The following is a 26,159-nucleotide window of genomic DNA, read 5'->3' as shown; positions in this document are numbered from 1 at the left end:
GGTGCAGAAGCGATATCTGCTTTTTATTATAAGATAAATAGATGTGGTAGAAGAGTGAAATTATCAAAAATTGCATTATTAACATTAGCGGCATTAAGTTCAAATGCTTGGGCTCACGGTTATGTTGAAACGCCTCAATCACGTGCTTATGCGTGTAAAACAGGTTTAAACAGTGAGTGTGGTTCTGTGCAGTGGGAGCCACAGAGTGTAGAAGCGCCGTCAGGTTTCCCATTGGCAGGCCCTGCTGATGGAAAATTAGGCAGTGCCGGTGTAGTGCAATTTAGTGAGCTTGATGCACAAACCAGCACGCGTTGGGCGAAAATGCCAATGCGTAGCGGTAAGCAAAAAATCAGCTGGAATTTTACAGCTAATCACGTTACCCGTGAATGGCGCTACTACATTACCAAACAAAACTGGGATCAAAATGCACCACTGACCCGTGACTCATTTGAACTGACACCATTTGCCGTACAAAGCGGTAATATGGTACAGCCACCAAAGCAATTTAGTCATGATATTGTTGTACCTGAGCGCAGTGGTTATCAAGTCATTATGGCTGTTTGGGAAGTGGGTGATACCACTAACAGTTTCTATAACCTGATTGATGTCATGTTTGATGAAAATGGCAACGGGGGTGAGGAAACACCAAATGCGCAGTGGGATAGCGTAGGTACTATCTACCCAAGCGTGAACTTGCAAGTAGGCGACAAGGTAAAAGCACGCGCGTTTGATGCTCAAGGCGAGCGCCATGATCTGGCGACAACCCTGACCATTAAATCAGATGAGCTGGGCGAGAAAAACCAGTGGGCATACGCACTGGCAGAAACCATCAACCGTAACCAAACACTGTATCAAGCTGGCCAGAAAGATGCGCAGGATAAAATTAACCCTGTGTATGGTCAAAATACCGTGTATGCCAAAAAAGGCAGCGGTGTAGAGCGTGTTGAAATTCAAATTATTAAAGCTGAAACAAGCCTGCCACTTGATATTGAAATGAGCGGGTTACAAGAGACTTATCAACTGGTTAATGGTAGCACTACCATTAAGTTTGATGTACGTGCCGTTGGTGATTTGGCAGTACAAGCTACCGTATATAACCACAGTGGTGTTGCACAGGCATTTAGCGCGTTTGATCTGAAAGACAGTGCGCGTGCAGTTGAGCTGAAGTTGGATAACGCGCAAGCAGGCCACCACCGTTTGGTGATTAAAGCGAGCAATAAAGATCAGAAAGTCATTCAAAAGAGTGCTGATTTTATGCTAGAAGCTGAATCTACAGGCCCAGAAGAGCCATCTGATAAGTATGACTTTGTTTTCCCACAATCACTGAATACTTACACTGCCGGAACAACCGTTCTGCAACCTAAAACGGGCAAAGTATACGAGTGTAAACCTTTCCCATATAGCGGTTATTGCGTGCAGTGGAACAGCAGTGCCACTCATTATGAACCGGGTGTAGGTTCAAACTGGCAAGATGCCTGGATTGAAAAGAAGTAATTAAGTCTTTGCAGATGCGATCACGCATGCAGTAAAAACGTGCGTTAAAATCAGTACAACACAAAGCCCCGTATTTTTTGTACGGGGCTTTTTTACATATTGTCATGCAGTAATATGACAATGTTTTTATCACTGTTTTGTTTTCGCTTAATCATAAAAATAGCAGGTGTGATTTATTGTTATTTGAATAACATATTTCTCGTGATAAAGGAAAAGTGAAATACAGGCTATGCACGTTATTATGTTATCACAATGAGTTATTTGATATTTATGCTGGGATTATTGCAGTTTTCTCTTATCGTATAAATTCACTATTTTTCACCCCGTGCTCTTCTCACTTACCCGCACTTCTCTTTATTGCAATTGAATATACTCTGTTTATCACATAGCTGATATTAAATAGCCTATTTTATTAGCGCGAGTTTTGTGTGTGCAATGTGATTATTGTTTAGGCAATAAGCCTATGACTTTAACACGGCAGATAACAATAAACAGAGGAGTATTAACGTTGAAATTATCGCAAATAGTGTTATTAACCCTTGCCTTATTGAGTACACGAGCAGTACTCGCGCACGGTTCAATTCAACAACCAGCATCGCGAGCCTATGCCTGCCACCTTGGTGATAATCTCAATTGCAGCCACAGTGGTTCAACATTTGATTATTTTAGTTTAGAAGGGATAGCTGGATTTCCAGAACAAGGTGTACCTGATGGTCAGATTGCCAGTGCAGGTAAAGAAAAATTTGGCGCATTAGATATTCAAACATCAACACGCTGGAAAAAAACGCCTATTTCGGCAGGCAATAACACTTTTCGTTGGGTGCTCACTGCAAATCATATTACCCATAATTTCGTCTATTATATTACCAAGCAAGATTGGGATCAAAATGCAGTATTAACCCGTGAGTCGTTTGATTTACAGCCATTTTGCACGGTTAATAGCAATATGCAACAGCCGGCTAAAATATCACTGCATACCTGTCATGTTCCTGCGCGTACCGGTTATCAAATTATATTAGGGGTGTGGAATGTCGGCGATACTCAACATGCTTTTTATAATGTGATAGATGTTGATTTTGGTGGAGCAAGTGAAAAAACAGATTCACCTTGGCGAGATGTCGGCGATATTAACCCTACTGAAGATTTAAATACGGGGGATGAGATAAAAATCAGTGTGCTCAATAAACAAGGGGGAGACCAACCTGATTTATCGGCATCATTCACTATTGCATCAGAAGATCAAGGTAAAAAAGATAATTGGGTCTTTGCATTGGCTAGTAGCATTAATGAAAAGCAGACATTATATCAAGTAGGCAGAAAGAATACGGAAGATAAAATTATCCCTGTTTATGGAAGAAACGATATTTTTGTGAAAAAAGAGAGTGATATTAGCTCCGTTGTTGTCGATATCGCCAAAACTAAAACAGAACAACCGTTAGATGTGGAGTTTACTGGGTTAAAAGATAAATACGCCATTACTGATGGAAGCGCACAATTTGATTTTACGTTACATGCTATTGGCGATCTTACGGGTGATGTCCGTGTGTATGATCATAACAATAATCTAAAATGGATGATGCCGTTTAAACTTAATAATACCACTCAGCCTATTAATGTAGATGTAAAAAAGGTGACAGAAGGGCGCTATAAGGTTGTAGCCGTGGCACATGATAAAGAGAATAACTCTGTGCAGCAAAATAGCAATATCACACTCACGAATGAAGCAAGTATCGGAGAGGGGGATTATGACTTTATCTTCCCAGATTCATTAGCCGCTTATACTGAAGGCACAAAAGTGCTACAACCTAAAAATGGTAAAATATACATCTGTAAGCCTTTCCCAGAGAGTGGTTATTGTATTCAGTGGAGTGAAAGTACTCCTCAATATGAGCCAGGAGTAGGAGAGAGCTGGCAAGATGCTTGGGTTGAACAATAACCTCGTTTTGTTGACTACCAATATAGCAGGCTAATAACTACACTTGATGCCGATTCGGTGTTATTGCATGTTGAGCAAACCTGATGATGAAACATCGGGTTTTGCTCTTTGAATGCTCTGTTCGTCACCTTTGCGCAAAATGACGAATAAAAATTCCCTTTTTGTAATAAGTTTGGCAATTCTTTCCCTCTTTTCCCTTGAATATCGCCCTAACTCTGAGGCATGCTGAACGATGTTTGTTTAGTGTTGCGCAGGATGTCTAATGGCTTTGAAACTTCACCCTTTACATATTGAACTTCTATGTCTGGCAATAAGCCACTACACCTTATCGGTCGAGCAAGTATGCCAGAGGGTTCAAGTTACTCAGTCATTAGCACACCCTTTAGTGGTGCAGCCGGTTATTGATGAACTGTTTGAATACGGGTTATTTGATCAACACCCTACCGATACAACATACCATATCAGCGGTTCAGGCATCTGGGTGGTTTTGCGTTTGTGGCAGAGCGGAAAATTGCTGCAACCACTTAGCATTGCAAAAGATGATAGCCTGATGGCATGCCTATTCCAGTTATTATCTTGTTGGGCTGAACCGGCTACAACAGTTGAAAAAAGCCCATGCACCTTAGGCATACCATTACTGACGCACCCTGCATTAGGGGGATCGGTGATAGAGATAAGCTATTGGCTCGATGTGTTAACCAGCTCACCACTGTTGTGGGTTGGCTTACCGTATCTGCCTGAGGCATGGCGTAGCCCTCTTTACCAGCATGCACTGTTTAGTCAAATTCGCAGTGAGTGTGATCCCGACTTTTGGCAGCAAGCGGCCACATTTGCACATTTATTGCCAAATGCAGAGACCCGATTGGCCTGGCAAGCGGATGCTCAATTGTGTCACTCTGGCACACTTTCGCCTGAGCACTGGTTTTCAGCGTGGAGTCGGGAAGGGCTGGAGGCGTTACGCCATACCTTGCAACAGGGGTTTCCTGCAGATAAGAGCACAGCGCCAAGTTTCGTGACCCTGTTAGGGGCAGTATTACTGAATACCGATCAGCGCAGTCAGCGTAATAGCCGTTACCCTGAACAAAGCGAAGAGGCATACTCACTTTTTTGTCACTGCAGTGAGTGGGCAAAAAAAACGGGAAATCAAGGCCTGCAACGCGTGATCGTGCAATTAGCCACCCTTAATAACAATACTGACGCGTTGAGTACTATTCAGGCACTCGAACAACAACACCCTGACTGGGGAGATACCCTATTAATTGGGTTAGCCTTGCTTGTTCATGGTAAGCTTCTCGGCAATGTGCTGAAAAATCAACCGACTTATCAGCATATTATGCGTTATCCCCCACGTGCGCCGTTGATTAGCTTAACCCAAGCCATTTTTCATGCTTTAGCTGATGAACCGGTTAACCATCCACTACTCAACCGCTTTTTTCCTGATGGTTTTAAACGCACAATCGCCCCGCCAGCCAATGCTGATCTTACTAAACCACATGAAATGGCTGATACCGCATCATCTCTGGCACGATTGACCGAGTTACCACAAGAAAATAGTGAGCGAGTGATCTGGATTTTAGAGCCGAAAACCAAAAAATTGCAGGCAAAAATTCAAAAACGCGGTAAAAAGGGTTGGACTAAAGGGCGGATTGTCAGCATCTATAATCTACGATTAGAAGCTGAACGCTTGTTAGATGAAGATGATCTCAAAGTATATCGCGCGACTAACCCGCAAGAGCACTATTTTTATCGGGATGTGATAGTCGATGAAGCTTTGTTACAAGCACTGAGCTTGCATCCTAGAGTCTTTTTACCTGAAGGCGAGCCGCTTACCTTATTACCGATTCAACCCCTGATTCGCTTTGAAGTTCAGCCAGACAGTGAGGGTGTAAACTGTATTTTAGCCCCACGGCAAGCGATGGATCCGGGAACATTGCGTGCAATTACAGCCGATATCTGGCAGTTTTATCAGTTGCCACAACAGCTTGCTCCACTATTGCGATCATTTCGCCGTGCACCGAGCGCACTGCCTGCAAGCTCGTTGCCCTCCCTACAAAAAATGATCCAACGTTGGCCACAACAACCGTGGTATAGCCAACACCCAGCTTTACCGGGAAATATTGACCTTACCGTATGGCAGCCAAAACTCTATTTATGGCTCAACTGGTTGGGTGATGGGTTAGAACTTCAGTTGTTAAGTCAACCACAAATGAGCTGGCGACACCCCGTTCCTGCAGGAAAAGGTGATGAGTGGGTTGTTGATCCACAAAATACCCTGCACTGGTATCAGCGTGATCTGGCGCAAGAGCTCGCACAGGCCCAGCCATGGCATACACTACTTGGTGGGGAAGAGGGGCAGTACCAATGGCGTTGGCAAGGTAGTGCTGCAATAGGTCTGTTACAACAGTTGCAACATAGCCCACTGTTGCGGCAAGTGAATGTATTATGGCGTAAACAAAGTCAGCGTGCACACACGGTAGATGTTGCCGACTTACAACTGCGCGTGAGTGATCAAAAAGAGTGGTTTGCCCTTGAGGGGGACATCACTATTGATAAAGTGGTGGTTGCCTCACTGAGCCAGTTGTTAACCAACGAAGCACAAAACTACATCACGCTTGAAGATGGCCAAATCTTACTGTTAACCGAACAACTGCAACAGCATTTGGCTGCACTACGAAACTTGGTCAATGACGATCACAGCTTCAACAGCCAATTGGCATTTCCACTGCAACAACTCTTAGGGCAAAAAACACTAGAGGGGGGCTCGCAGTGGCAAGCACTGACTGCACGCTGGCAACAGCAAGTTACCCTGCCCGAATCTCTTTTGCACCTATTACGCAGTTATCAGCGTGAAGGGGTGCAATGGTTAGCGCATTTAAGTGAGCATGGTTTTGGGGCGTGTTTGGCTGATGATATGGGGCTAGGAAAGACCCTACAAGCCCTAACCTTATTACGATTCCGGCAACAGCATGGCCCTGCATTGGTTGTTGCGCCAAAATCAGTTTTGCATAACTGGAGTGCTGAAATTGCCCGTTTTGCCCCCGAACTGAATGTACACAATATTGAGCATGCTGATGATCGGGCTAGCATGTTTACGCGTGCTACTGCTGGCGATATTGTGTTACTCAGTTATGGTTTGATCGCCCGTTGTGAAACGTGGTTATTAGAAAAATCGTGGTCAACCGTGGTGCTTGATGAAGCCCAGCAGATTAAAAATGCTAACACGCAACGAGCTCGCTCACTGTTTAAATTACAAGCGCAAGCCCGTATCGCCCTAAGTGGTACGCCGGTTGAAAATGATCTTACTGAATTGTGGAGTCTGTTTGCTTTTATCAACCCAGGCTTACTGGGCAGTAAAAATAAATTTACCCGCCAATACGCAACCGCTGTGCGTGATGATGAAAGTTTGCAACGCCTGCGAGCATTAGTTTCACCCTTTATTTTGCGTCGAACTAAAAAGCAGGTATTAACCGAGCTACCAGATAAAACAGAAATTACTCATAGCGTCAGCTTAACTGCGCAAGAGTGGGCATTGTATGAAGCAGCTCGCCAACAAACGCTGACAGAACTCAACGATGATAGCAACCAAAGTGGCAGTATGACACTGCTCGCAGGCCTAACCCGTTTACGGCAAATTTGCTGCCATCCACGCCTATCAATGGCTGATTACCACGGGCCTGCAAGTAAACTTGAAGAGGCGCTATTACTGATTGAAGAAGCCCTTGGTGGTCAACATAAAGTGCTGATATTTAGTCAGTTTGTAGGTCTACTGACCCTTTTGCGCGAACAACTTGATCAGCGAAAACTCACCTATAGTTATCTTGACGGTAGCTGTTCAAGTACTGCCCGCCAACAAGCAATTAGCCGTTTTAAAGAGGGTTTGCATCCGCTGTTCTTAATTAGTTTAAAAGCAGGGGGAACGGGGCTGAATTTAACCGAAGCCGATACGGTGATTCATCTTGATCCTTGGTGGAATCCAGCAGTTGAAGATCAAGCCAGTGATCGTGCGCACCGCATGGGGCAAACTCAACCGGTAACGGTATATCGCCTTGTTGCTGAGGGCACAATAGAAGAGAAAATAGTGGCTTTGCACAGTGAAAAACGCGAGTTGGCTGATAAAGTATTAAGTGGGCAATCACATGTTGATAAGATTGACAGTGAACAATTGTTTAACTTATTGCAACAGTAGCGATATAGTCTGACTTTTTAGTTTTTATCAAAACAATCTGCTTTGATGCCCAATAAGCAGTTAACCTATAAAAGTAGGTTAAAAAAGTGCGTTATTGAGTGCTAAGTAGAAAGGGATAAAAAATATCAGAGTAAGCGAAATCAGACAGGGAAGATGAACGCGTATTAATAAAAAAGAGGCAATTAAGCGATAAAATCATTAAAAATGGCAGGATAATTATTTTAACCAAATGATTGTTCTGCTGTTATATCGATCATGCTCTGTATTTTATCGTACTGATCCGTACGACAAAGATAGATTATTGTGTTGCCCTGATCGGGTATACACATAATAGGTCATATCTACAATATTGATTACGTTATTGCCATACGGTTTATGATTATCACCGTATAATAACTTATCTTCTAGCACTGCTATTTATTGCTTTGTATAAAAGCCAATGTGTAAAAATAGCTATACCAACAATAAAAGATAAAAGTGTTTTATCAACAAATTAAATGCTTTGTGCGTTGCGGATGTGCCAATACGCGCGTGCTTTATTGAAGGCGCGAGAGACTAAATTGATGGTAGCTTGTTGCTTTTGAGCCTGAACCGCACGTTGACGAATGATAGATAATGTCATGATAAGTCGCCCTAGTATTAAGAGAGGTTGATATTTATATACCTAACAAGCTGTGTGACTAACGTCTCATTTCCTGTTAAAGCTAGAATAGCTGAAACGATACAGCGATGCAATAGTGTGATCGCCTTAACACTAAGATTTTTTTTATCTGTACAACGGTATTTTTTGAAATGTATGATAATTAGTTAACCGAGCAACTAATCGACACTCTTGCACTCCGAAAGGTCGAGAGTGTATTGCGCTGAGTGTGCACTAAGTCAAGTGGGTATTTGGGAAAGCGCACACTTAACATGATCATGTGTGTGCTTGTAAATAACGCAGTGAAATCTAACGCAGCTTAAGAGAGCTGCGCATTGTTATCAGGCTTTTGCGGTTATATCGAATATACTCTATTGTTGATCGTATATTTCGTCTAAGCGTCATGTTTATTATTGCGGTAGGTATTAAACGCCTGCTGCACCTTACAGTTCACTGAGTTCACTACTGAATGATAAGTCAATGCGTAAAAACAAACAAAAGTTAGGCTTATTCTATCTCTTTATTATTATTAATATTTTAGTGACGTTATTTCTATTTAATAACGCACAAACGCGTTATGTTTTACGTAAAACTATTTTACTCGATGAAATTAATATTTTATTTCTCGATAGCTATTATCAACTGCGTAATATGGCCGTGGCTTACCATAATGCACCAAGGGTTTCGCTAGATGAAGCGAAAACCAAAAGTCAGCAATACCACAATATGACCTTTTTTACTTCAACAAAGTATGATCATCTGGTCTATAATGTTCCCGATATTTTTAATGATATCAATGCAATAAAACATAACCTTGAGAGTGTGACTCAAGGGTATTTGGCCACGTTATCGCTCGTAAAATATAATCGCGAATATGCGTTGATTGTACCGCAGCAGTATAATAACTACTCCCCACTACACCGCTCGGTATTGCAAAGTATTTTTCAAAAACACACATTAAAACAAGATGTATTTAGCGAAGAGTATAATCAGTCCTCCTTTCGGGGCTGTTTTGTGTATTTAAGCGAGCAACATAAAGAAAATGATTCAGGATTATCTCTATTTAGCATTCTTATGCCATTGTATAATAAGGGAAAGCTTGATGCGGTCGTGATTGCTGATATTAAATCAACCCTTTTTCCTGACATCATTCGCCGTTTTAATCGTGATAACAACACAACATTCTATTTATCCGCGGCGACTGCGCGTGAGCACTATACAATTCCCTGTTCACCGTATCAATTTTCCATCGGTTACAGTGACTTATCATTATTGCGAGTCTCTGATCTGCTTATTGCCCTGATCATCTCTACAGTCAGTGTGTTTGTGACTTCTCATCTGCTTGCCTTTCGAACCAGAATTTATTTAGACAGCTTAACTGGGCTACATAATCGCCACTATGTACATGATAATTTGAGAAAATTACCCCCTTGTTATAGCGTATTGGTGATTGATGCAGATGATTTTAAACAGGTTAATGATGTTTATGGGCATGATGTGGGTGATCAAGTTCTAAAATCTATTTCATTGGTATTACAAACACTTACGCGTGAGACCGATATTGTCGCCCGTTGGGGTGGAGAGGAGTTTGTCTTAATTATGATGACTGATAGAGAAGACATAATCCGTCATCGTGCCGAACATATTTGTCACACCATTGCGCAGATGTCTCCGGCAACCGATATTAAGCAGATTACAGTCTCAATTGGTGGGTGTATTGCTCGGTATCAAACATTTGACACAGTATTTAAAATTGCTGATGAGTGTTTGTATGCCTCTAAACACAAGGGTAAAAATCAGGTCACACTGACACAAATTTTGTAATACACAGGCAGGGGTTAGCAGCAGCAACCGGTTCTCGCCCTGCCGGGCGAGGACAAATTAAGGTTGAACATCACGTAAAATGGGGTTTTGCAGTGAGATCAGCGTTTCTGTTGACTGAATTTCATCAATATTCTGAATTTTATTGACCAGCACATGCTGTAACTCATCAATTGAGCGGGTCATCACCTTGATAAAAATGCTGTAGTTACCGGTGGTATAATAGGCTTCAACAACTTCATCAAGATCGCGTAATTTGCTCAGTGCCGAGGGGTAATCTTTGGCGCTTTTCAGATTAATACCGATAAAACAGCAGACATCATAGCCCAGCCGTTTGGCGCTAACTTGTACTCGTGTTCCCTCAATGATTCCGGCCTCTTTCATCTTCTCTACCCGCACATGAATTGTACCGGCGCTGACCCCAAAACGCTTGGCCAGTTCAGCATACGAAGTGCGCGCATTATCCATTAATGCACTTAATATCGATTTATCCAGATTATCGATTCGGTAATTTTCACCCATTTTTACCGCCTTTAATTATTGATTCATTAAATATGATGCTATTTTTTTAGCGATAATCACATGTAATGGTTATTTTTATTAATGAATATTGAATTGTAGAGTGGTTTTGTTGAAGAATCAAAAACAATGAGGCGCAGGAGCAAATGATATGCATGGCTCTGTTAGCGCGATATCCACCTTTTTTGACGGGTCAGCAGACCGGCAATAACAGAAGAAGAGCCGTATCATGAGCAGAGAATTTATCCAGCGCCAGCAGCAAATCAGCTTTGTAAAAACCTACTTTTCCGATCAACTGGCACAGCACCTTGATCTGGTGGAAGTGCAAGGGCCTATTTTGAGCCAAGTGGGTGATGGCATTCAGGATAACTTGTCGGGCAGTGAGCAGGCCGTGCAAGTGAAGGTCAAAACCTTGCCACAAGCACAATTTGAAGTGGTGCATTCATTGGCAAAATGGAAGCGCCATACACTAGGGCGCTACGGCTTTCAGGCCGGAGAGGGGATCTTCACGCACATGAAGGCACTGCGCCCTGATGAAGAGCACTTATCCGCCATTCACTCTGTGTATGTTGATCAGTGGGATTGGGAACGCGTCATGTTGGTAGAAGATCGTACACCGGCCTATCTGCAACAGACAGTGCAACATATTTACCGTGCGATTAAGCAAACTGAACGGGCTGTGTGTGCTGAGTATGGGTTAACACCATTCCTGCCCGCTGAAATCCAATTTATACACAGCGAGCAACTGTTACAACGTTACCCGCAGCTCAGTGCCAAAGAGCGTGAGCGGGCGATTGCCAAAGAGTGGGGTGCGGTATTCCTGATAGGCATCGGCGGGGCGTTGTCAAATGGCGAGGCACATGACTGTCGCGCGCCAGATTATGATGACTGGAGCTCTGCGGGAGTTGAGGGCTTGGCCGGTTTAAACGGTGATATTTTGGTGTGGAACCCTGTGCTGGATGATGTGCTTGAGCTGTCATCAATGGGGATTCGGGTCGATGCGGCCGCACTGCAACATCAGTTAGCCTTAACCGGTGATGAGGCACGTTTAAGTCAAACATGGCATCAGAACCTGTTGCAGGGCGCGATGCCGCAAACTATCGGTGGCGGCATCGGGCAATCGCGGCTGACTATGCTGTTATTGCAACGCCCACATATCGGGCAGGTGCAGTGCGGTGTCTGGCCGAGCGCGTTACACCATAAAGTGAGCGGGCTATTGTGATCTGACATCATTCCTCTTTCTGAACCGTTCGGTATCAACCCGTCGGTATAAAAACGCCCCTGAGTAGCATGGCTGCTCAGGGGCGTTTTGTTAACGAAAATGAGTGGCTGTTAGCCACCCAACGGTGGTTAAATCAGCCCTTCGGCTTTGAGTGTTTGCTGTACAGCCGGACGCGCGCCGATACGGGCAAGATACGCTTGTACATGTGGATACGGAGCAAAATCAATTTTCAGCGGTGTTGCCCAGCCAAGAACGGTAAACATATAGGCATCGGCTATCGAGAAGGTTGCACCAGTAACATACTCTTGCTGGGAAAACTGCTGATCTAAATAGGCCAGTTGCCCCTGAATGCGGGTTAGTACGACTTCACGCCATTCGGCTGGCATCGCCGGATTGAACAGGCTGCCCCAGGTTTTGTGCAGCTCGGTCGCAACATAGTTTAAACATTCGAGCAGATGATAGTGAGCACGACTGCCTGCCGCCGGTGTCAGTGGGTTGTTTGGGCGTTGATCGGCCAAATACTGCACAATCGCTACCCCTTCGGTCAGTATAGAGCCATCATCAAGCACTAGAGTAGGAATTTGCCCTTTGGGATTGATGGTCAGAAAATCAGTGCCGTGCTCAGTCAGTTTTGAGCGTAAGTCAACTTTTTCAATACTGTGAGGAAGTGCAAGTTCATTGAGCACAATGTGTGGAGACATTGAACAAGCGCCAGGGGTATAGAACAGTTTCATTATTCATCTCCTTTAGATAACGGCATGTATTGGAAACTAAGGTTCAACAACCAAAAAGAGCAGATTAATATGCATAGCACTTACCTTATCTACTGTAAACCAATATAGGTGACGGATATGTAGGAGAGAGCTCGTCATGCAGGCTAAATCCGATTACATAACCTTGAGTGGTTGACAACAAATACGGTACAGGCAGTGCAAGCAATAAGCGGATGGCTGGTAAAAGATCGTGCACAAAAAACAGTGGCTAAGACAGAATGTGACATCACACTAACGTGATTTTACTGCTGCGATTTAAGTCAGGATGCAGGATACTATGTACTCTACTTTGCCGCGACAAGGTGTATTTATGCCGCTTTATGTATGGTTATTTTCTTTTCGGGGGCGATTATTGCGCCAAGGCTTTTGGCAGGGAATGGGCATTTGTCTGCTGCTGTTGATGCTGGCAACCTGGTTGCTTGACGGTTACACCAATGCGGTCAGTGCGGTAGTGATAGTGCTGCTGTGGCCGATGCTGGCGGTCTTGGTCAAGCGTCTACACGACAGGGGTAAACCCGGCTGGTTTGCGGCACTGTTGATTATTCCGGTGTTTTTTCCGGGAATTGGCCCGTATTTAACCGAACCGCTGTGGCAGTGGGCGATTGCCCGTTTTATGCCGCTGTTCGTACTGGTGATTTTTGCCCTTGATTGTGGGCTGTTTCGTGGTCAGCCAGACCGTAATCAGTATGGTGATGTTCCGCAACCGGTGCGTTTTCGCCGCTAGTGTTGCGGGCTAATTGACGGTAATCGTTTCAAACTGATGACGTTTTATTATAGCGCGCGGCACGGTATTGGGTTGTTACCGTGCCGCGTCTGTGCATTGAACAGATTACGCGGGTGTTTTACTTACCAGTAATGCTCACAGGTGATCTGGCCGGGTTTACGGCGTAGATGTTTTTGCAAGTTAAAGCTGTTGATCAGCGTTTGCTGGGTATCGCGCACCATTTGTGGGTTTCCGCACAGCATAATGTGTGAATGTTCGGCCGTAATAGCTAATTGCGCTTTTTGCTCTAGTGCACCTGAGGTTAATAGCGCCGGAATTCGCCCCTCTAATCCATCAGGATTTGCCTCACGGCTCACTACACTCAGGCAGCGTAATTTTCCGGCATATTCAGCCTCCAACGCCTGCATCTGTGACCAGTAGCTGAGATCTGACTGTTGGCGCACGGCATGGATCAGGCGGATATGGCCAATAGACTCAAGTTGTAAGGGTTGTGCCAGCATTGATAAATACGGGCCAATGGCCGTACCGGTAGCGATCATCCATAAATCACGGGTCGGTGGTAGCTCATCAAGCACAAAAAAACCGTTGGCCTGTGCTGTCAGCCAGACATTATCCCCCACCTGTAGCTGCTGTAACGCACCAGAGAGTTTGCCTTCGGGCACTTGGATCACATAAAAAATCAGATCATCGCTGTCGGGAGCATTCACATACGAGTATGCGCGCTGTACCCGTTCACCCTGAATATCGAGCGCCAGCTTGGTGAACTGGCCGGCTTTAAACGGTGCAACCGCTGCGCGGACGTGCAGCGAAAACAGGCGATTGGTCCAGTGTTCGATTTTACTGACGCGGCCTTGAACCCACTCTGTCATGCTGTATACCTTCTGTGTGTTGCTCAATATATTGTTTTTATTCGGATATGACTTTATTTATCAGGATATCCATCTATGCCTATACAGATATCAGCGTTGTTGTATCAACGGGCTGAAATAGCATAGGCACAGCGGCGGTCTCCGCCAACAATATGTTCGATACGTTCAACCTGATAAGGTTCACCGAGCAGGCGCTGAAATAAGTGTAGTTCACTGGTACATAAGGCCTGACACGCACTGGCGGCAGAACAGATCGGGCAGTGCTGTTCAATCAGTAAAAATCCGCCGGCATAGGGGTGCAGTTCGGCCATATATCCCTCGTTTTGGCGCAGCCGCACCAGTGCACTCAGGCGGGCTTCCAGCGTCTGGGCATGCAAGAGCGCACCGTGATACTGCTGATACAATTGCTCTTCACGCTCGCTCATCAGTTGGTTGAGCATCGGCTCGCCATACAGTTTACGGATGCTGATCAGTAATCCGGCAGAAAGGTCGGCATGGCGATCAGGAAAGGTGGCATGCCCTTGGGCAGTGAGTGACCAGTAGCGGGTTGGCCGGCCAATTTTTAGCCGTTGATCGGACCATTGTACCAATTGCTGTTGCTCAAGTAGCTGCATGTGTTGGCGAATCCCCATTGCTGTCATGCCTAAGTCGGTCGCAAGCATTTTTGCACTGAGCGCGCCTTGGCTTTTTAGCCGGTGCAGAATAATATCTGCCGTTTTCATGATGGCCTCTGCTCCGGTTTCATCACCATGTTAATAGAATGTTTATTATGCCGTGCGCAGTTGATAAAGCAATGCGTTTACCTTGCCTGTTGCAGTATCAAACCGATCCTGTCGAGTTGGGGGAGTGGGCATGCAAGACCGATTGTGAGCTTAAAATCATACCCAAGCCGGCTACAGTGTAAATATTTTATTCCACTGGGTGATCGGTTATCTGTACGCTGACTGGGTCGCTTCCTTGTGCAAAAAGTTGTGAGCTGGCTCACTGGTTTGTTATCGTATCACTCATGACTCTTTCCAGTCATTTTTCTCGCTACTATTTCCCTTAATCCACAGAATAATACGCTGCATTGCTCACACTGCAATTTACGTTGTGGTGGCATTGTGCAGTGGAATTGAAGCCAATTAAACATGAAGAAAATAAACGAAAACAAAATGCTGCTTTTGCTGATTTTGTTAGTGGCTGTTGGGCAGATGACACAAACCATCTATGTGCCCGCAATGACACAAATTGCAACCGGATTAATGGTACGCCCAGGCGCAGTACAAGCGGTGATGGCCGCCTATTTACTGACATATGGTTTATCACAGCTCATTTATGGCCCACTGTCGGATAGGATTGGCCGCCGCCCGGTTGTGCTGGCCGGTTTACTGGTATTTGTTGCCGGTACACTATTGGCTATTTTAGCACCTAATTTAGACCTGCTGGTGGCCAGCAGCGCGATCCAAGGGTTGGGGACAGGGGTTGCGGGTGTCATGATCCGTACTGTGCCACGTGATCTGTTTGATGGGGCACCGCTGCGTCGTGCGAATAGCTTAATCAGTATGGGTGTTATTTTCAGCCCACTACTCGCGCCAATATTAGGGGGGGTATTATCCACCCATTTTGGTTGGCGAGCCTGTTTTGTCTTTTTACTTGGATTAGGATCTGCAGTATGGTTGTCCATGGCATGTTGGCTACCAGAAACACGACCAGAAGCAGCAAAAAATCATACAACCAGTCTGTTTAAAGGGTATAAACACCTGTTACAACAGCGCGATTTTGTGGGATATGTGCTGATTATGGTCTGTGCATTAGCTGGAATTGCGGTTTTTGAAGCCAGTGCGGGTGTATTGATGAGCAATGAGCTAGGGCTCAGTGAGGTGATGGTCAGTGTCTTGTTTATTCTCCCCTTACCCGCAGCATTTTTAGGCTCATGGTTAGCCTCACAAAAGCGTTTTACCTTACATCAATTGATGTGGATTGGGGTTAGCTCTGCAGTCTTTGCTGGTTTTGCAATGTGGGCATGTGGTGCACTCGGTATTCTTACTGTATATAGCCTATTGATTCCTGCAGCAATGTTCTTTTTTGCAGGCGGCATGCTGTTTCCATTGGCAACGACGGGGGCGCTCAACCCTTATCCACTGTTGGCCGGATCAGCCGGTGCTTTGGTGGGGGGCTTACAAAATATGGGCTCAGGCATGACTACGTGGCTCTCTGCAAGTTTGCCTATGCAAGGGCAAACAACCCTTGGTTTGTTGATGTTACTGATGGGTTTACTCATTGGTTTGAACTGGTTACTGATTGTCTACCGTCAGCGCCAGCAAAAGCAGCCATTATCGGCTCGCCGCATAGGTTAATACTATTTTGCATTCATATGCAGTGACATAACGATAAAAACGGTACTCTATGGAGTGCCGTTTTTGTAATTGTATAACAACACTGCTTATCATCAATAACGCATTGCGGCATTATCACAGAATAATCTGGCAGATCTCTGGGTCTTTACGATCTAAATAGTGAGTAGATTTAATGCGGCGAATGGTGCGCGATTTACCTCGGATCAACAGCGTTTCGGTGGTTGCCACATTGCCCTGACGATAAATACCCTCAAGCAGATCGCCTTTGGTGATCCCTGTTGCCGAGAAAATAACATTATCATTACGTGCCATATCTGACAGCGTCAGCACACTATTCGCTTCAATGCCCATCTCTGCACAGCGGGCCAGCTCACTTTCACCCAACCGGCGGTTCTCTTCACTGTCACCTTTTACCTGATGACGTGCCAGCAAACGGCCCTGCATATCGCCATCAAGCGCACGGATCACCGCCGCAGAGATAACGCCTTCTGGCGCACCGCCAATACCGTACAGCACATCCACTTCACTCTCTGGCATACAGGTCAAAATAGAGGCCGCGACATCCCCATCAGGAATAGCAAATACCCGTACGCCCATTGCTTGCATCTGTGCAATAGCACTGTCATGGCGTGGTTTAGCCAGTGTAATAACGGTCAGTGCATGCAGCGGCTTGTTCAGTTTTTCAGCCACACGGGTCAGGTTTTCAGTCAGGGACAAATTCAGATCTATCACCCCTTTTGCTGCCGGCCCTACTGCCAATTTTTCCATATACATATCAGGGGCACGTAAAAATGTGCCTTTTTCGCCCACAGCCAGTACTGCCAGCGCATTGGCCTGCCCCATGGCTGTCATCCGCGTGCCTTCAATTGGATCAACCGCAATATCAACGGCACAACCTTGACCAGTCCCTACTTTCTCACCGATATACAGCATGGGTGCTTCATCAATCTCACCTTCACCGATCACTATTTCACCGGCGATTTCAACTTGATTGAGCATAATGCGCATTGCACGCACTGCAGCATCATCGGCGATATTCTTATCGCCACGCCCTAGCCACTTATAACCGGCCAGTGCCGCTGCTTCGGTTACACGGGAAAACTCGATCGCTAATTCACGTTTCATGAGGGGAAACCTGTCAAAAAGAGAATGAATAAAAACGCTGCGAGTCTAGCATAAAACAGACGTAACCGTTTGCGCTTGCGCGTTTAAAATCACGCTCATTCCCTCTAAAAAAGGAAATCGTCACAGTAAAACAGAGTCTATAAGGGGGATAAAAACCGGTGCTTTAAACACAATTTGAAGGGAAAAGATAAAAAAACACCCGCTGACATCGTGCCAGCAGGTGGGATGTAAATTGAGAATTTGGTAGAATAACCAAAAACTTAGTTAGCTGCTGGTGCAGTTGCAGCAACAGGCTGACGAGCCTGATAACGTTGGTTAACTTTGGCTTGTTGCGCAGGGGTTAACAGGTTATACATTTGGTTGCGGATACGCGCTTGTTCAACTTGGCTATCAACACGCTGTGCATTGACTTTTTCAAACATTTTACGTGCTGCGGCTTCATCAAACTTAGAAGCTGTCATGATTTTATGCATTTCAGCACGGGTTTCACTGTCCATACGTGGCTGATGCTTTTGCTGCTGGCACAGAGCTTGTAGTTGTGCTTGCTGTTGTTCACTTAAGTTTAGCCCCTTGGTGCTAAAACCCATGCAATGCATTCCTTTATGCCCACCATTTTTCATGTGGTGCTTATGCATCATGCCAGTGTTTTCTGCTGGTGCAGCACCATTTGCAGCGGTCGTTGTTGCTGCGGTGGTTTGTGCCATAGCCAGACCTGACGTCAGTGCTAATACAGAAGCAATCATTACTTTATTCAGTACTCGCATGGTTTTTCCTTTTTAATAATTTTAACAGGGAGAGGAAATTTGTTCGTGAAGCCAGTAAGACGCATTGTAGGTGTATCTATGCAAAGAGTTGTCAGGTGGTGTAAAGCTATGTAAAGGGACATGGTTGTCAAACGGGGGATAGCATACCTTATATCAGGCGGAGGGACAGTATGACCAAACTATTGCTTGTGGATGATGACCACGAATTAACCGATTTACTCTCAGAATTGCTCGAAATGGAAGGCTTTTCAGTGCTTATTGCACATGATGGCGATCAAGCACTGCATATATTAGATGAGAGTATCGATCTGATTTTACTTGATATTATGATGCCAAAACGCAACGGGCTTGAAACACTCAAGGCATTGCGTTTGAACTTCACAACGCCAGTACTGATGCTGACTGCACGCGGCAGTGAGTTAGATAGAGTGCTGGGGCTAGAGCTGGGTGCGGATGACTACCTGCCTAAACCGTTTAATGATCGTGAACTCGTCGCACGCATTCGCGCTATTTTGCGACGAACTATCCGGGCCAGTGGCAGTGAAGAGAAGGGGCACGAGAGCCTGATTTTTGATGTGATCACACTCTATCCAGGGCGACAAGAGGTGCGTTATCAAGATACTGCCCTCGATTTAACGGGAACTGAATTTACCCTGTTGCACCTGTTAATTCAGCATCCTGGTGAAATTATCTCGCGGGAAACCTTAAGTCTCGACATTTTAGGTAAACGCCTTTCACCGTTTGACCGTTCAATTGATATGCACATGTCTAATTTGCGTAAAAAATTGCCTGAGCGCAGTGATGGCCAACCTTGGTTTAAAACCCTGCGAGGGCGCGGTTATCTGTTGGTGACCACGGCATGATGGGGGTACTCACTACCCTCAATAGCCTGACTGCGCGAATTTTTGCGATTTTTTGGTTTACGCTGGCATTGGTGTTGTTGTTGGTGTTGATGTTGCCACGCTGGGATAGCCGCAATGTGACCGAACTGTCACCACGTGAAAGAGTTACCTATCAACGCATGGCTAACCAACTCAGTCGGCAACTGCAAGCCTTGCCCGCTGATGCAACAGATCGGCAAATTCGGCAATCGCTAAATAGCAATCAGCACTCTCGTGTGCGGGTGGTGATCCAACGGGGTGATGGTTTACTCCTTAGCTCAGGTCATATGGGCGCGCGCGACATGAATAATTTTGTCTCGCTGTCAGAAGATTTACAGCATCCGCGTAAAAAGCTGTACGACCAGCGCATCGTTATTGGGCCCTTTATTGTGTTTGCGCACAGTGAAATATACCGCCTTTTTTTATCGCACCCTACCGATCCTAATCGAGGGCTGATTAACTACTTGCTCGATCACCCAATCACCCTATTGGCAGTGACAATGCTAAGTAGTACCCCCTTTTTGTTATGGTTAGCTTGGAGTCTGGCACGCCCAGCGCGGCGTTTACAGCAAGCTGCCAATAAAGTGGCAGGTGGCGAACTCACCCTTGATCCACTGCTTGAGCGTGGATCAAAAGAGTTTCGTGCTGCAGGGCGCAGTTTTAACCAAATGGTCACCGTTCTTGAGCAGATGGTTGGGAATCAACAGCGTCTGTTATCTGATATCTCTCATGAGTTACGCACCCCACTGACTCGCTTACAACTGGCGACCGCACTGGTACGCCGCCGTCAGGGGGAAAGCAGTGAGCTGGCCCGAATTGAAACCGAAGCCCAGCGGTTAGACGGTATGATTGGCGATCTCTTGGCGCTGTCGCGTTTACAGCTCAACAGCCATCTTGATCGTGAAGCCCTGCATGCAGATGAGTTATGGGAACCTGTGTTAGACGATGCGACCTTTGAGGCAGAACAGAGCGGAAAAACCTTAGTGATTGAGGATGTGCTGCAACCGTGGCCACTGAGCGGTAATCGTGCACTGCTCGAAAGTGCCCTTGAGAACGTGATCCGCAATGCTCTGCGCTATGCGTATCATATGATTAGCTTGCGCTTTCAATGTGATACGGGCAGTGATATGCCACGTATGCTGCATATTTTTATTGATGATGATGGGCCAGGCGTGCCACCCGAAGAGCGAGAGAAAATTTTCCGCCCCTTTTACCGTACCGATGAAGCACGTACGCGGACTTCTGGTGGAACCGGTTTAGGGTTGGCCATTGTGGATAATGCGATTCGACAGCATCGTGGCACAATCAGTGCTAGTACCAGCCCACAAGGTGGATTACGGGTGATCATTAGCTTACCGTTAGCCGACTAAAGCGTTTTATCCGTTAACGCTGTTATTCACTGGCCGGTTTTTTGTTAACTGGCCAGTGTTATCGTATTTTACCCTTTCGTATGGATCGGGTATTCTCCTGCTACTCTATTAACCCTGATCAGTGAAATCCTCTGTATGCTGAATATCGTTCTGTATCAGCCTGAAATTCCGCCGAATACTGGCAATATTATCCGTTTGTGTGCCAACACGGGCTATCGGTTGCACCTGATCGAACCGCTTGGATTTACTTGGGATGATAAGCGCCTGCGTCGGGCGGGGCTCGATTACCATGAGTTTACTGCAATTAAACGTCACCACGATTATGCCGCTTTTCTGGCCAGTGAGCAGCCAATGCGCCTGTTTGCGCTGACCACCAAAGGCACGCCAAATCACAGTGAAATCAACTATCAAGCAGGGGATTTTCTGCTATTTGGCCCAGAAACTCGTGGTATTCCGGCTGACATTTTAGACGCGTTACCACCAGAGCAAAAAATCCGAATCCCCATGTGCGCAGAGAGCCGCAGCATGAATTTGTCAAATACCGTGGCTGTTGTGGTGTATGAGTCATGGCGGCAGTTAGGGTATGCAGGAGCGCGCTAGTTTGCGTGCGTGATGAAAGGGTCAATTGTACCGTTGCGTAAGCTAATCCTCACCTAACGGCGGCGGTTAAATACCGTCGCCATGCGAGAAGTGATGCCGCAGCAGATCAAAGTCTTGATCCATCTCCAGTGAGGGCTTGGCACAACCTGGTCGCCCGACAATACGCGCAGGAATACCCGCGACAGTGGTATGTGGTGGTACAGCCTGTAACACCACTGAACCTGCGCCAATCTTAGCCCCGCGCCCGACTTCAATATTGCCCAGTACTTTTGCACCTGCGCCAATCATTACCCCTTCACGGATTTTTGGATGGCGATCGCCCGACTCTTTACCCGTGCCACCAAGAGTGACATTTTGCAAAATAGACACATCATTTTCGACTACTGCCGTTTCACCAATTACAATGCCGGTGGCATGGTCGAGCATAATCCCGTGGCCAATACGAGCTGCCGGATGAATATCTACGGCAAACACTACCGAGATTTGGTTTTGCAAGTAAATGGCCAGTGAAGTGCGATTTTGCTGCCATAACCAATTTGCCACCCGATAGCCTTGCAGCGCATGAATACCCTTTAAATACAGCAGTGGCGTAGTACACATGCTGACGGCCGGATCACGATCGCGTACAGCGCGGATATCGAATGCTGCACTTTCAATGATGCCACAATCGTGTTCGTGTGCCTCTTCAATGATCTCTCGCACTGAAATGGCAGGCATTGTTGCTGTTGCTAATTTGTTGGCTAAAATATAGCTAAGTGCATTACCTAAATGGTTGTGTTTTAAAATCGTGGCATGAAAAAAACTGGCCAGCATTGGCTCGCCTTCAACCAGTTGCCGCGCCTCTTGTTTGATCTCTTGCCAGATCAGATCCAGCTCTGGTTTATACATGCCAACCGACTCCACCATAACCCACAGACATAGGTATTACTCGTTTTTGCTGGCACGCGCGAGCAGTGCAACAGCCGCTTCACGCGCATCTTTCCCGCAATAAAGCACCTGATAAATTTGTTCCGTAATCGGCATTTCAACGCCAAGGCGTTGGGCTAAAATATACACCTCTTTGGTATTGCGATACCCCTCAACCACCTGACCGATACTCTGTTGGGCGGTATCGACACCATTGCCTTGCCCTAACATAAGCCCAAAACGGCGATTGCGTGATTGGTTATCTGTGCATGTTAATACCAGATCGCCTAATCCGGCCATGCCCATAAAGGTGGCAGGCTCTGCGCCCAACGCGACCCCTAACCGGCTCATCTCGGCCAAACCACGGGTAATAAGTGCAGTGCGTGCATTAGCACCAAACCCCATACCGTCAGAGATACCCGCACCAATGGCGATCACGTTTTTTACCGCACCACCGAGCTGCACACCGACAAAATCAGGGTTGTTGTAAACACGAAAACTTTTTCCACAATGAAACAAGGCTTGCAAATCTGCAGAGAATTGTGGATCGGTTGCTGACACTGAAATGGCCGTTGGCATACCAGCAGCCATCTCTTTGGCAAATGTTGGGCCAGAGAGCACCGCCAGTGGTATTGCATCACCTAAAATTTCACGCGCCACCTCTTCTAAAAGGCGGCCGGTATCCGCTTCGAGCCCCTTCGTTGCCCAGACAATCCGGCTTTCAGGGCGTAAATAAGGTTTGATCTTCGTCAGCACTTGGCCAAATACATGGCTAGGAACAACAATCAGGAGATCACGGCTAGCGGCCACGGCAGTGGCTAAATCGGGTTCGATTGCCAATGCCGCAGGGAAGGGAACACCCGGCAAAAAAGCACTGTTTTCGCGCGAAGAGACCAGACTCGCCATGTGCTGTGGATTATGTCCCCACAACATGACACGGTGATGATTACGAGCAAGAGTAAGAGCAAGTGCTGTACCGTACGAACCGGCACCGATCACTGTCATGGCGACATCTGGTTTCATCATGGTGTTATCTTCTTTTTTCGGCAACAAAACAGAATGTATTGCTGCAATTATGCCTGTTCAGTTTGACCTTGTTGAGCTTGTTCTTGCAAGTAGTTCATGAACAATGCATCAAAATTTACTGGCGCTAAATTCAATTGTGGGAATGTACCGCGGGTCACTAGACTCGTCACACACTCACGGGCATACGGGAACAGAATATTCGGGCAGTATGCACCTAGGCAGTGTGCTAATTGTGAAGCATCAAGGCCTGCTACAGAGAAAATACCGGCTTGCTGAATTTCACATAAAAACGCAACCTGATCGCCAACATTTGCCGTCACAGTCAAACGCAGAACCACTTCATAAGCGTTATCACCTAGCTCATTTGATGCAGTATCCAGATCTAATTTCACATCGGGCTGCCACTCTTTTTGGAAAATAGTTGGCGAGTTAGGTGCTTCAAAAGAGACATCTTTCGTGTAAATACGCTGAATTTGGAACAGGGTTTCACTCATATTTTGCTCAGACATGACAATTATTACCTTCTAGTTTCGTTTCCTTGAAAACGGGGAGGATGCTTTGCCAGTGCTGTTGCCATAGACATTGGTGGCGTTTATTGCACTGTATAGCAAAGCGTAATAATAAACGAAGTGTTTACTTTCCACGCGCCAATGGCATGTGAGCGGCTGACCAGCCAGTAATCCCTTCGCTCAGTACGCTAACTTGCGAAAAACCGAGCTTATGCAAGTTCTCTGCCGCACTGCGTGCGGTCATTCCGGTAGCACATACTACAATAACAGGCTGTGCTTTATACTTTTCTAGCTCACCGACATGATTATCTTTAATCGCAGAGGGCAGGATGTTTACACTATCAACGATATGGCCTTTACGATAATCCTCAGGTGAGCGGATATCGACTGCTATCGCATTTTCACGATTGAGCAGTTGTGTAGCACGTGCATTATCGACCGTTTTAATGGGGGAAAAACGGCTTTTATATGTGGTTACGATCACGGCCACAAATAGCCCAATCCATGCCACACTAAGAAGGGTGTGACCCTGAATAAATTGCATGATTTGTTGCTGCATAGTATTTCGCCATTAAGGGTAAATGAGTGAAAGAGGTCTGAGTATACCTGCCTAGAACACCAATTACAGCTTTCCCGCCTACTGATCACTGCAATATGTGGGCGTATTGGCACTCAGTAATCCTTATTGCCAATTTGTCAGAGTAATAACCGCCTCGTTTTGTTCCATTGTGGGCCAAAATAGAGCCAACCTATCGTGCTTCATACCCTGTAGTATTCGCGCCACAAGCAGATAAAAGCACAACGTAAAAACCATAACAATGTGCAGGGAAAAGAGCATAAAAGTCAGAAGGGGGTAAACACAGTGAGTACTAATCGTGTTAACGTGCGCAAAAAAAGTAAAGACAGAACCTAAGAAAAGTGAATAAAGGAATGAAAGAAAGATGGAGTAAAAAGAGAAGGCATTTTTGTGATAAGGCGATTGCATACATACAAAGTGCATTCACTTAAAACAGAGACGAATACACAAGAAAATATAGCAAATGCACGCTCTGACCTTGTTCATGGTAATAGAATGCAAAAAGCCCGCTCATTGAGCGGGCTTTTTTTAATATGGTCGGTGAGAGAGGATTCGAACCTCCGACCCACTGGTCCCAAACCAGTTGCGCTACCGGGCTGCGCTACTCACCGTATGACGCGCATCTTAATCAGCACACATGATCGCGTCAACTCTTTTTATAATCAGAAGGGTGCAACTGTATTTTTATTGCCCTATTTGTATTATTTATCAACAAGCTATACGTTGTTTTTTCTGTCTCTCTTCATTTTTGTATCAATACACTGCACGCACCGGTTAATAGCATAAAAAAATGGTCATGCGATATACATAAAGATGTAAGCAATTTTCGTAAATAGGCAACAGAAAAAATCATGCAATCCTAAAATCTATGATGGCTCTCAGATAAATCGATTCAAATAGCTGTTATATTTTTCCAATTCTGTTTTAGAACCGCAGTAGTTTGCTGCGCACACCACAAATAATGCATCTTATTGATAAGATTGTTGATTGGAGAGTACAAGCATGCGTCGTCCATTAGTGATGGGTAACTGGAAGCTAAACGGTAACAAAGCCATGGTGCAAGATCTGATCGCAGGTCTAAATGCGGAATTGGCCGGTGTTGAAGGTTGTGGCGTAGCCATTGCACCGCCGGTGATGTATCTGGCTGAAGCCCAGAACGCATTAGTCAATTCTGCGGTGGTATTGGGTGCACAAAATGTGGATGTGAACGTTGCAGGTGCATTTACCGGTGATATCTCTCCTGAGATGCTCAAAGAGTTTGGTGCACAGTACATTATTATTGGCCACTCTGAGCGTCGTACTTACCACCATGAGAGCGATGCGTTTATCGCACAAAAGTTTGCCGCACTCAAAACGGCAGGTTTAACACCTGTACTCTGCATTGGTGAAACGGATGCACAAAATGAAGCCGGTGAAACAGAAGCGGTGTGTGCAACTCAACTCGATGCAGTACTTACAACATTAGGCGCGCAAGCACTGATGGGCGCAGTGATTGCCTATGAACCTATCTGGGCCATTGGTACAGGAAAATCGGCAACTCCTGCACAAGCACAAGCAATTCATGCATTTATTCGTGGCCATATTGCCAAGCATGATGCTGCCGTTGCAGAACAAGTTATTATCCAGTACGGTGGTTCAGTTAACGCGGCTAATGCTGCCGAGCTGTTTACTCAGCCAGATATCGATGGTGCACTGGTCGGTGGTGCATCACTCAAAGCAGATGCTTTTGCCGTCATCGTAAAAGCGGCTGCAAAAGCAAAAGCGTAATTGTGTTTCTATCTTGTTGGGGCGAGGTAATACTTTGCCCCAACAAGGTGTTTAGGGAAATTAATGCAGTTATATTTAGTATAAACGCGAATATTGATAATATCATGTATC

The 26,159-nt window shown here is 45.7% G+C and carries 22 protein-coding genes and 1 tRNA gene; 11 read left to right on the top strand and 12 right to left on the bottom strand.

Features of this window, described 5'->3' with window-relative positions; translation table 11 throughout:
- The first annotated feature begins 54 nt into the window (after positions 1–54).
- From gbpA (ACRC53_RS12620) to ACRC53_RS12610, 3 genes are all read left to right on the top strand, one after another.
- The gene (gene gbpA, locus ACRC53_RS12620; protein ID WP_438643744.1) at positions 55–1,494 is read left to right on the top strand and encodes an N-acetylglucosamine-binding protein GbpA; all 1,440 of its coding nucleotides are present in this window, start codon (positions 55–57) and stop codon (positions 1,492–1,494) included.
- 508 nt (positions 1,495–2,002) lie between these two features.
- Positions 2,003–3,430 carry an N-acetylglucosamine-binding protein GbpA gene (gene gbpA / locus ACRC53_RS12615; RefSeq protein WP_438643743.1) on the top strand — a complete coding sequence of 476 codons (1,428 nt, stop codon included), beginning with the start codon at positions 2,003–2,005 and terminating at the stop codon, positions 3,428–3,430.
- A 262-nt stretch (positions 3,431–3,692) separates the two neighbouring features.
- On the top strand, positions 3,693–7,616 hold the full coding sequence (locus ACRC53_RS12610; RefSeq protein WP_438643742.1) for a DEAD/DEAH box helicase: 3,924 nt from the start codon (positions 3,693–3,695) through the stop codon (positions 7,614–7,616).
- 493 nt (positions 7,617–8,109) lie between these two features.
- Here ACRC53_RS12610 and ACRC53_RS12605 read toward each other — a convergent pair whose 3' ends face one another.
- A complete protein-coding gene (locus tag ACRC53_RS12605) occupies positions 8,110–8,238 on the bottom strand; it encodes a hypothetical protein (protein ID WP_438643741.1) in 129 nt (42 codons plus the stop codon).
- Between the two features lie 498 nt (positions 8,239–8,736).
- On the opposite strand from ACRC53_RS12605, the gene ACRC53_RS12600 reads away from it, so the two are divergent.
- Positions 8,737–10,080 carry a GGDEF domain-containing protein gene (locus ACRC53_RS12600; RefSeq protein WP_438643740.1) on the top strand — a complete coding sequence of 448 codons (1,344 nt, stop codon included), beginning with the start codon at positions 8,737–8,739 and terminating at the stop codon, positions 10,078–10,080.
- A gap of 57 nt (positions 10,081–10,137) precedes the next feature.
- On the opposite strand, the gene asnC is transcribed toward ACRC53_RS12600, so the two are convergent.
- Complete coding sequence (gene asnC, locus ACRC53_RS12595) at positions 10,138–10,599, bottom strand: transcriptional regulator AsnC (RefSeq protein ID WP_438643739.1); 462 nt, start codon at positions 10,597–10,599, stop codon at positions 10,138–10,140.
- A 226-nt stretch (positions 10,600–10,825) separates the two neighbouring features.
- On the opposite strand from asnC, the gene asnA reads away from it, so the two are divergent.
- Positions 10,826–11,818, top strand: coding sequence for an aspartate--ammonia ligase (gene asnA, locus ACRC53_RS12590; RefSeq protein ID WP_438643738.1), 993 nt, complete (start codon positions 10,826–10,828; stop codon positions 11,816–11,818).
- Positions 11,819–11,946: 128 nt separating this feature from the next.
- Here the strand turns inward: asnA and gstA are convergent, their stop codons facing one another.
- Positions 11,947–12,552, bottom strand: a complete 606-nt coding sequence (gene gstA / locus ACRC53_RS12585; RefSeq protein WP_438643737.1) for a glutathione transferase GstA — start codon at positions 12,550–12,552, stop codon at positions 11,947–11,949.
- Positions 12,553–12,901: 349 nt separating this feature from the next.
- On the opposite strand from gstA, the gene ACRC53_RS12580 reads away from it, so the two are divergent.
- A complete protein-coding gene (locus ACRC53_RS12580; RefSeq protein ID WP_438643736.1) occupies positions 12,902–13,315 on the top strand; it encodes a DUF805 domain-containing protein in 414 nt (137 codons plus the stop codon).
- Between the two features lie 122 nt (positions 13,316–13,437).
- On the opposite strand, the gene ACRC53_RS12575 is transcribed toward ACRC53_RS12580, so the two are convergent.
- Both ACRC53_RS12575 and ACRC53_RS12570 read right to left on the bottom strand, forming a co-directional pair.
- Positions 13,438–14,184, bottom strand: a complete 747-nt coding sequence (locus ACRC53_RS12575) for an FAD-binding oxidoreductase (protein ID WP_438643735.1) — start codon at positions 14,182–14,184, stop codon at positions 13,438–13,440.
- Between the two features lie 104 nt (positions 14,185–14,288).
- Positions 14,289–14,906 carry a helix-turn-helix transcriptional regulator gene (locus tag ACRC53_RS12570; protein ID WP_438643734.1) on the bottom strand — a complete coding sequence of 206 codons (618 nt, stop codon included), beginning with the start codon at positions 14,904–14,906 and terminating at the stop codon, positions 14,289–14,291.
- Between the two features lie 408 nt (positions 14,907–15,314).
- Here ACRC53_RS12570 and emrD point away from each other — a divergent pair, with 408 nt between their 5' ends.
- On the top strand, positions 15,315–16,523 hold the full coding sequence (gene emrD, locus ACRC53_RS12565) for a multidrug efflux MFS transporter EmrD (protein ID WP_438643733.1): 1,209 nt from the start codon (positions 15,315–15,317) through the stop codon (positions 16,521–16,523).
- Between the two features lie 114 nt (positions 16,524–16,637).
- Here the strand turns inward: emrD and glpX are convergent, their stop codons facing one another.
- Together glpX and ACRC53_RS12555 are read right to left on the bottom strand one after the other, a co-directional pair.
- Positions 16,638–17,648: a class II fructose-bisphosphatase gene (gene glpX / locus ACRC53_RS12560; RefSeq protein WP_438643732.1), complete on the bottom strand. Its 1,011-nt coding sequence runs from the start codon at positions 17,646–17,648 to the stop codon at positions 16,638–16,640.
- A 260-nt stretch (positions 17,649–17,908) separates the two neighbouring features.
- Positions 17,909–18,412: a Spy/CpxP family protein refolding chaperone gene (locus ACRC53_RS12555; protein ID WP_438643731.1), complete on the bottom strand. Its 504-nt coding sequence runs from the start codon at positions 18,410–18,412 to the stop codon at positions 17,909–17,911.
- Positions 18,413–18,582: 170 nt separating this feature from the next.
- Here ACRC53_RS12555 and cpxR point away from each other — a divergent pair, with 170 nt between their 5' ends.
- From cpxR to trmL, 3 genes are all read left to right on the top strand, one after another.
- Positions 18,583–19,275, top strand: coding sequence for an envelope stress response regulator transcription factor CpxR (gene cpxR, locus ACRC53_RS12550; RefSeq protein WP_438643730.1), 693 nt, complete (start codon positions 18,583–18,585; stop codon positions 19,273–19,275).
- Positions 19,272–20,663 (top strand): envelope stress sensor histidine kinase CpxA, encoded by a 1,392-nt coding sequence (gene cpxA, locus ACRC53_RS12545; RefSeq protein WP_438643729.1) that lies wholly within the window; start codon positions 19,272–19,274, stop codon positions 20,661–20,663. Before cpxR ends, cpxA begins: the two co-directional genes overlap by 4 nt.
- 135 nt (positions 20,664–20,798) lie before the next feature.
- Positions 20,799–21,263: a tRNA (uridine(34)/cytosine(34)/5-carboxymethylaminomethyluridine(34)-2'-O)-methyltransferase TrmL gene (gene trmL / locus ACRC53_RS12540; protein WP_438643728.1), complete on the top strand. Its 465-nt coding sequence runs from the start codon at positions 20,799–20,801 to the stop codon at positions 21,261–21,263.
- 66 nt (positions 21,264–21,329) lie between these two features.
- Here trmL and cysE read toward each other — a convergent pair whose 3' ends face one another.
- From cysE to ACRC53_RS12515, 5 genes are all read right to left on the bottom strand, one after another.
- Complete coding sequence (cysE, locus tag ACRC53_RS12535; RefSeq protein WP_438643727.1) at positions 21,330–22,151, bottom strand: serine O-acetyltransferase; 822 nt, start codon at positions 22,149–22,151, stop codon at positions 21,330–21,332.
- Between the two features lie 36 nt (positions 22,152–22,187).
- The gene (gene gpsA / locus ACRC53_RS12530; RefSeq protein WP_438643726.1) at positions 22,188–23,195 is read right to left on the bottom strand and encodes an NAD(P)H-dependent glycerol-3-phosphate dehydrogenase; all 1,008 of its coding nucleotides are present in this window, start codon (positions 23,193–23,195) and stop codon (positions 22,188–22,190) included.
- 47 nt (positions 23,196–23,242) lie between these two features.
- The gene (secB, locus tag ACRC53_RS12525; RefSeq protein ID WP_438643725.1) at positions 23,243–23,704 is read right to left on the bottom strand and encodes a protein-export chaperone SecB; all 462 of its coding nucleotides are present in this window, start codon (positions 23,702–23,704) and stop codon (positions 23,243–23,245) included.
- 124 nt (positions 23,705–23,828) lie between these two features.
- Positions 23,829–24,263 (bottom strand): rhodanese-like domain-containing protein, encoded by a 435-nt coding sequence (locus ACRC53_RS12520; protein ID WP_438643724.1) that lies wholly within the window; start codon positions 24,261–24,263, stop codon positions 23,829–23,831.
- A 552-nt stretch (positions 24,264–24,815) separates the two neighbouring features.
- Positions 24,816–24,892, bottom strand: a tRNA-Pro gene (locus ACRC53_RS12515).
- A 391-nt stretch (positions 24,893–25,283) separates the two neighbouring features.
- Between ACRC53_RS12515 and tpiA the strand changes: the two genes are divergently transcribed.
- Positions 25,284–26,048 (top strand): triose-phosphate isomerase, encoded by a 765-nt coding sequence (gene tpiA / locus ACRC53_RS12510; protein WP_438643723.1) that lies wholly within the window; start codon positions 25,284–25,286, stop codon positions 26,046–26,048.
- Positions 26,049–26,159: the final 111 nt, after the last annotated feature.

The organism is Plesiomonas sp., from assembly GCF_051652165.1.
Taxonomy (GTDB): Bacteria; Pseudomonadota; Gammaproteobacteria; order Enterobacterales; family CAMTGL01; genus Plesiomonas.
The sequence above is the reverse complement of the archived record's forward strand: the minus strand, read 5'-3'. Positions and strand labels throughout refer to the sequence as shown.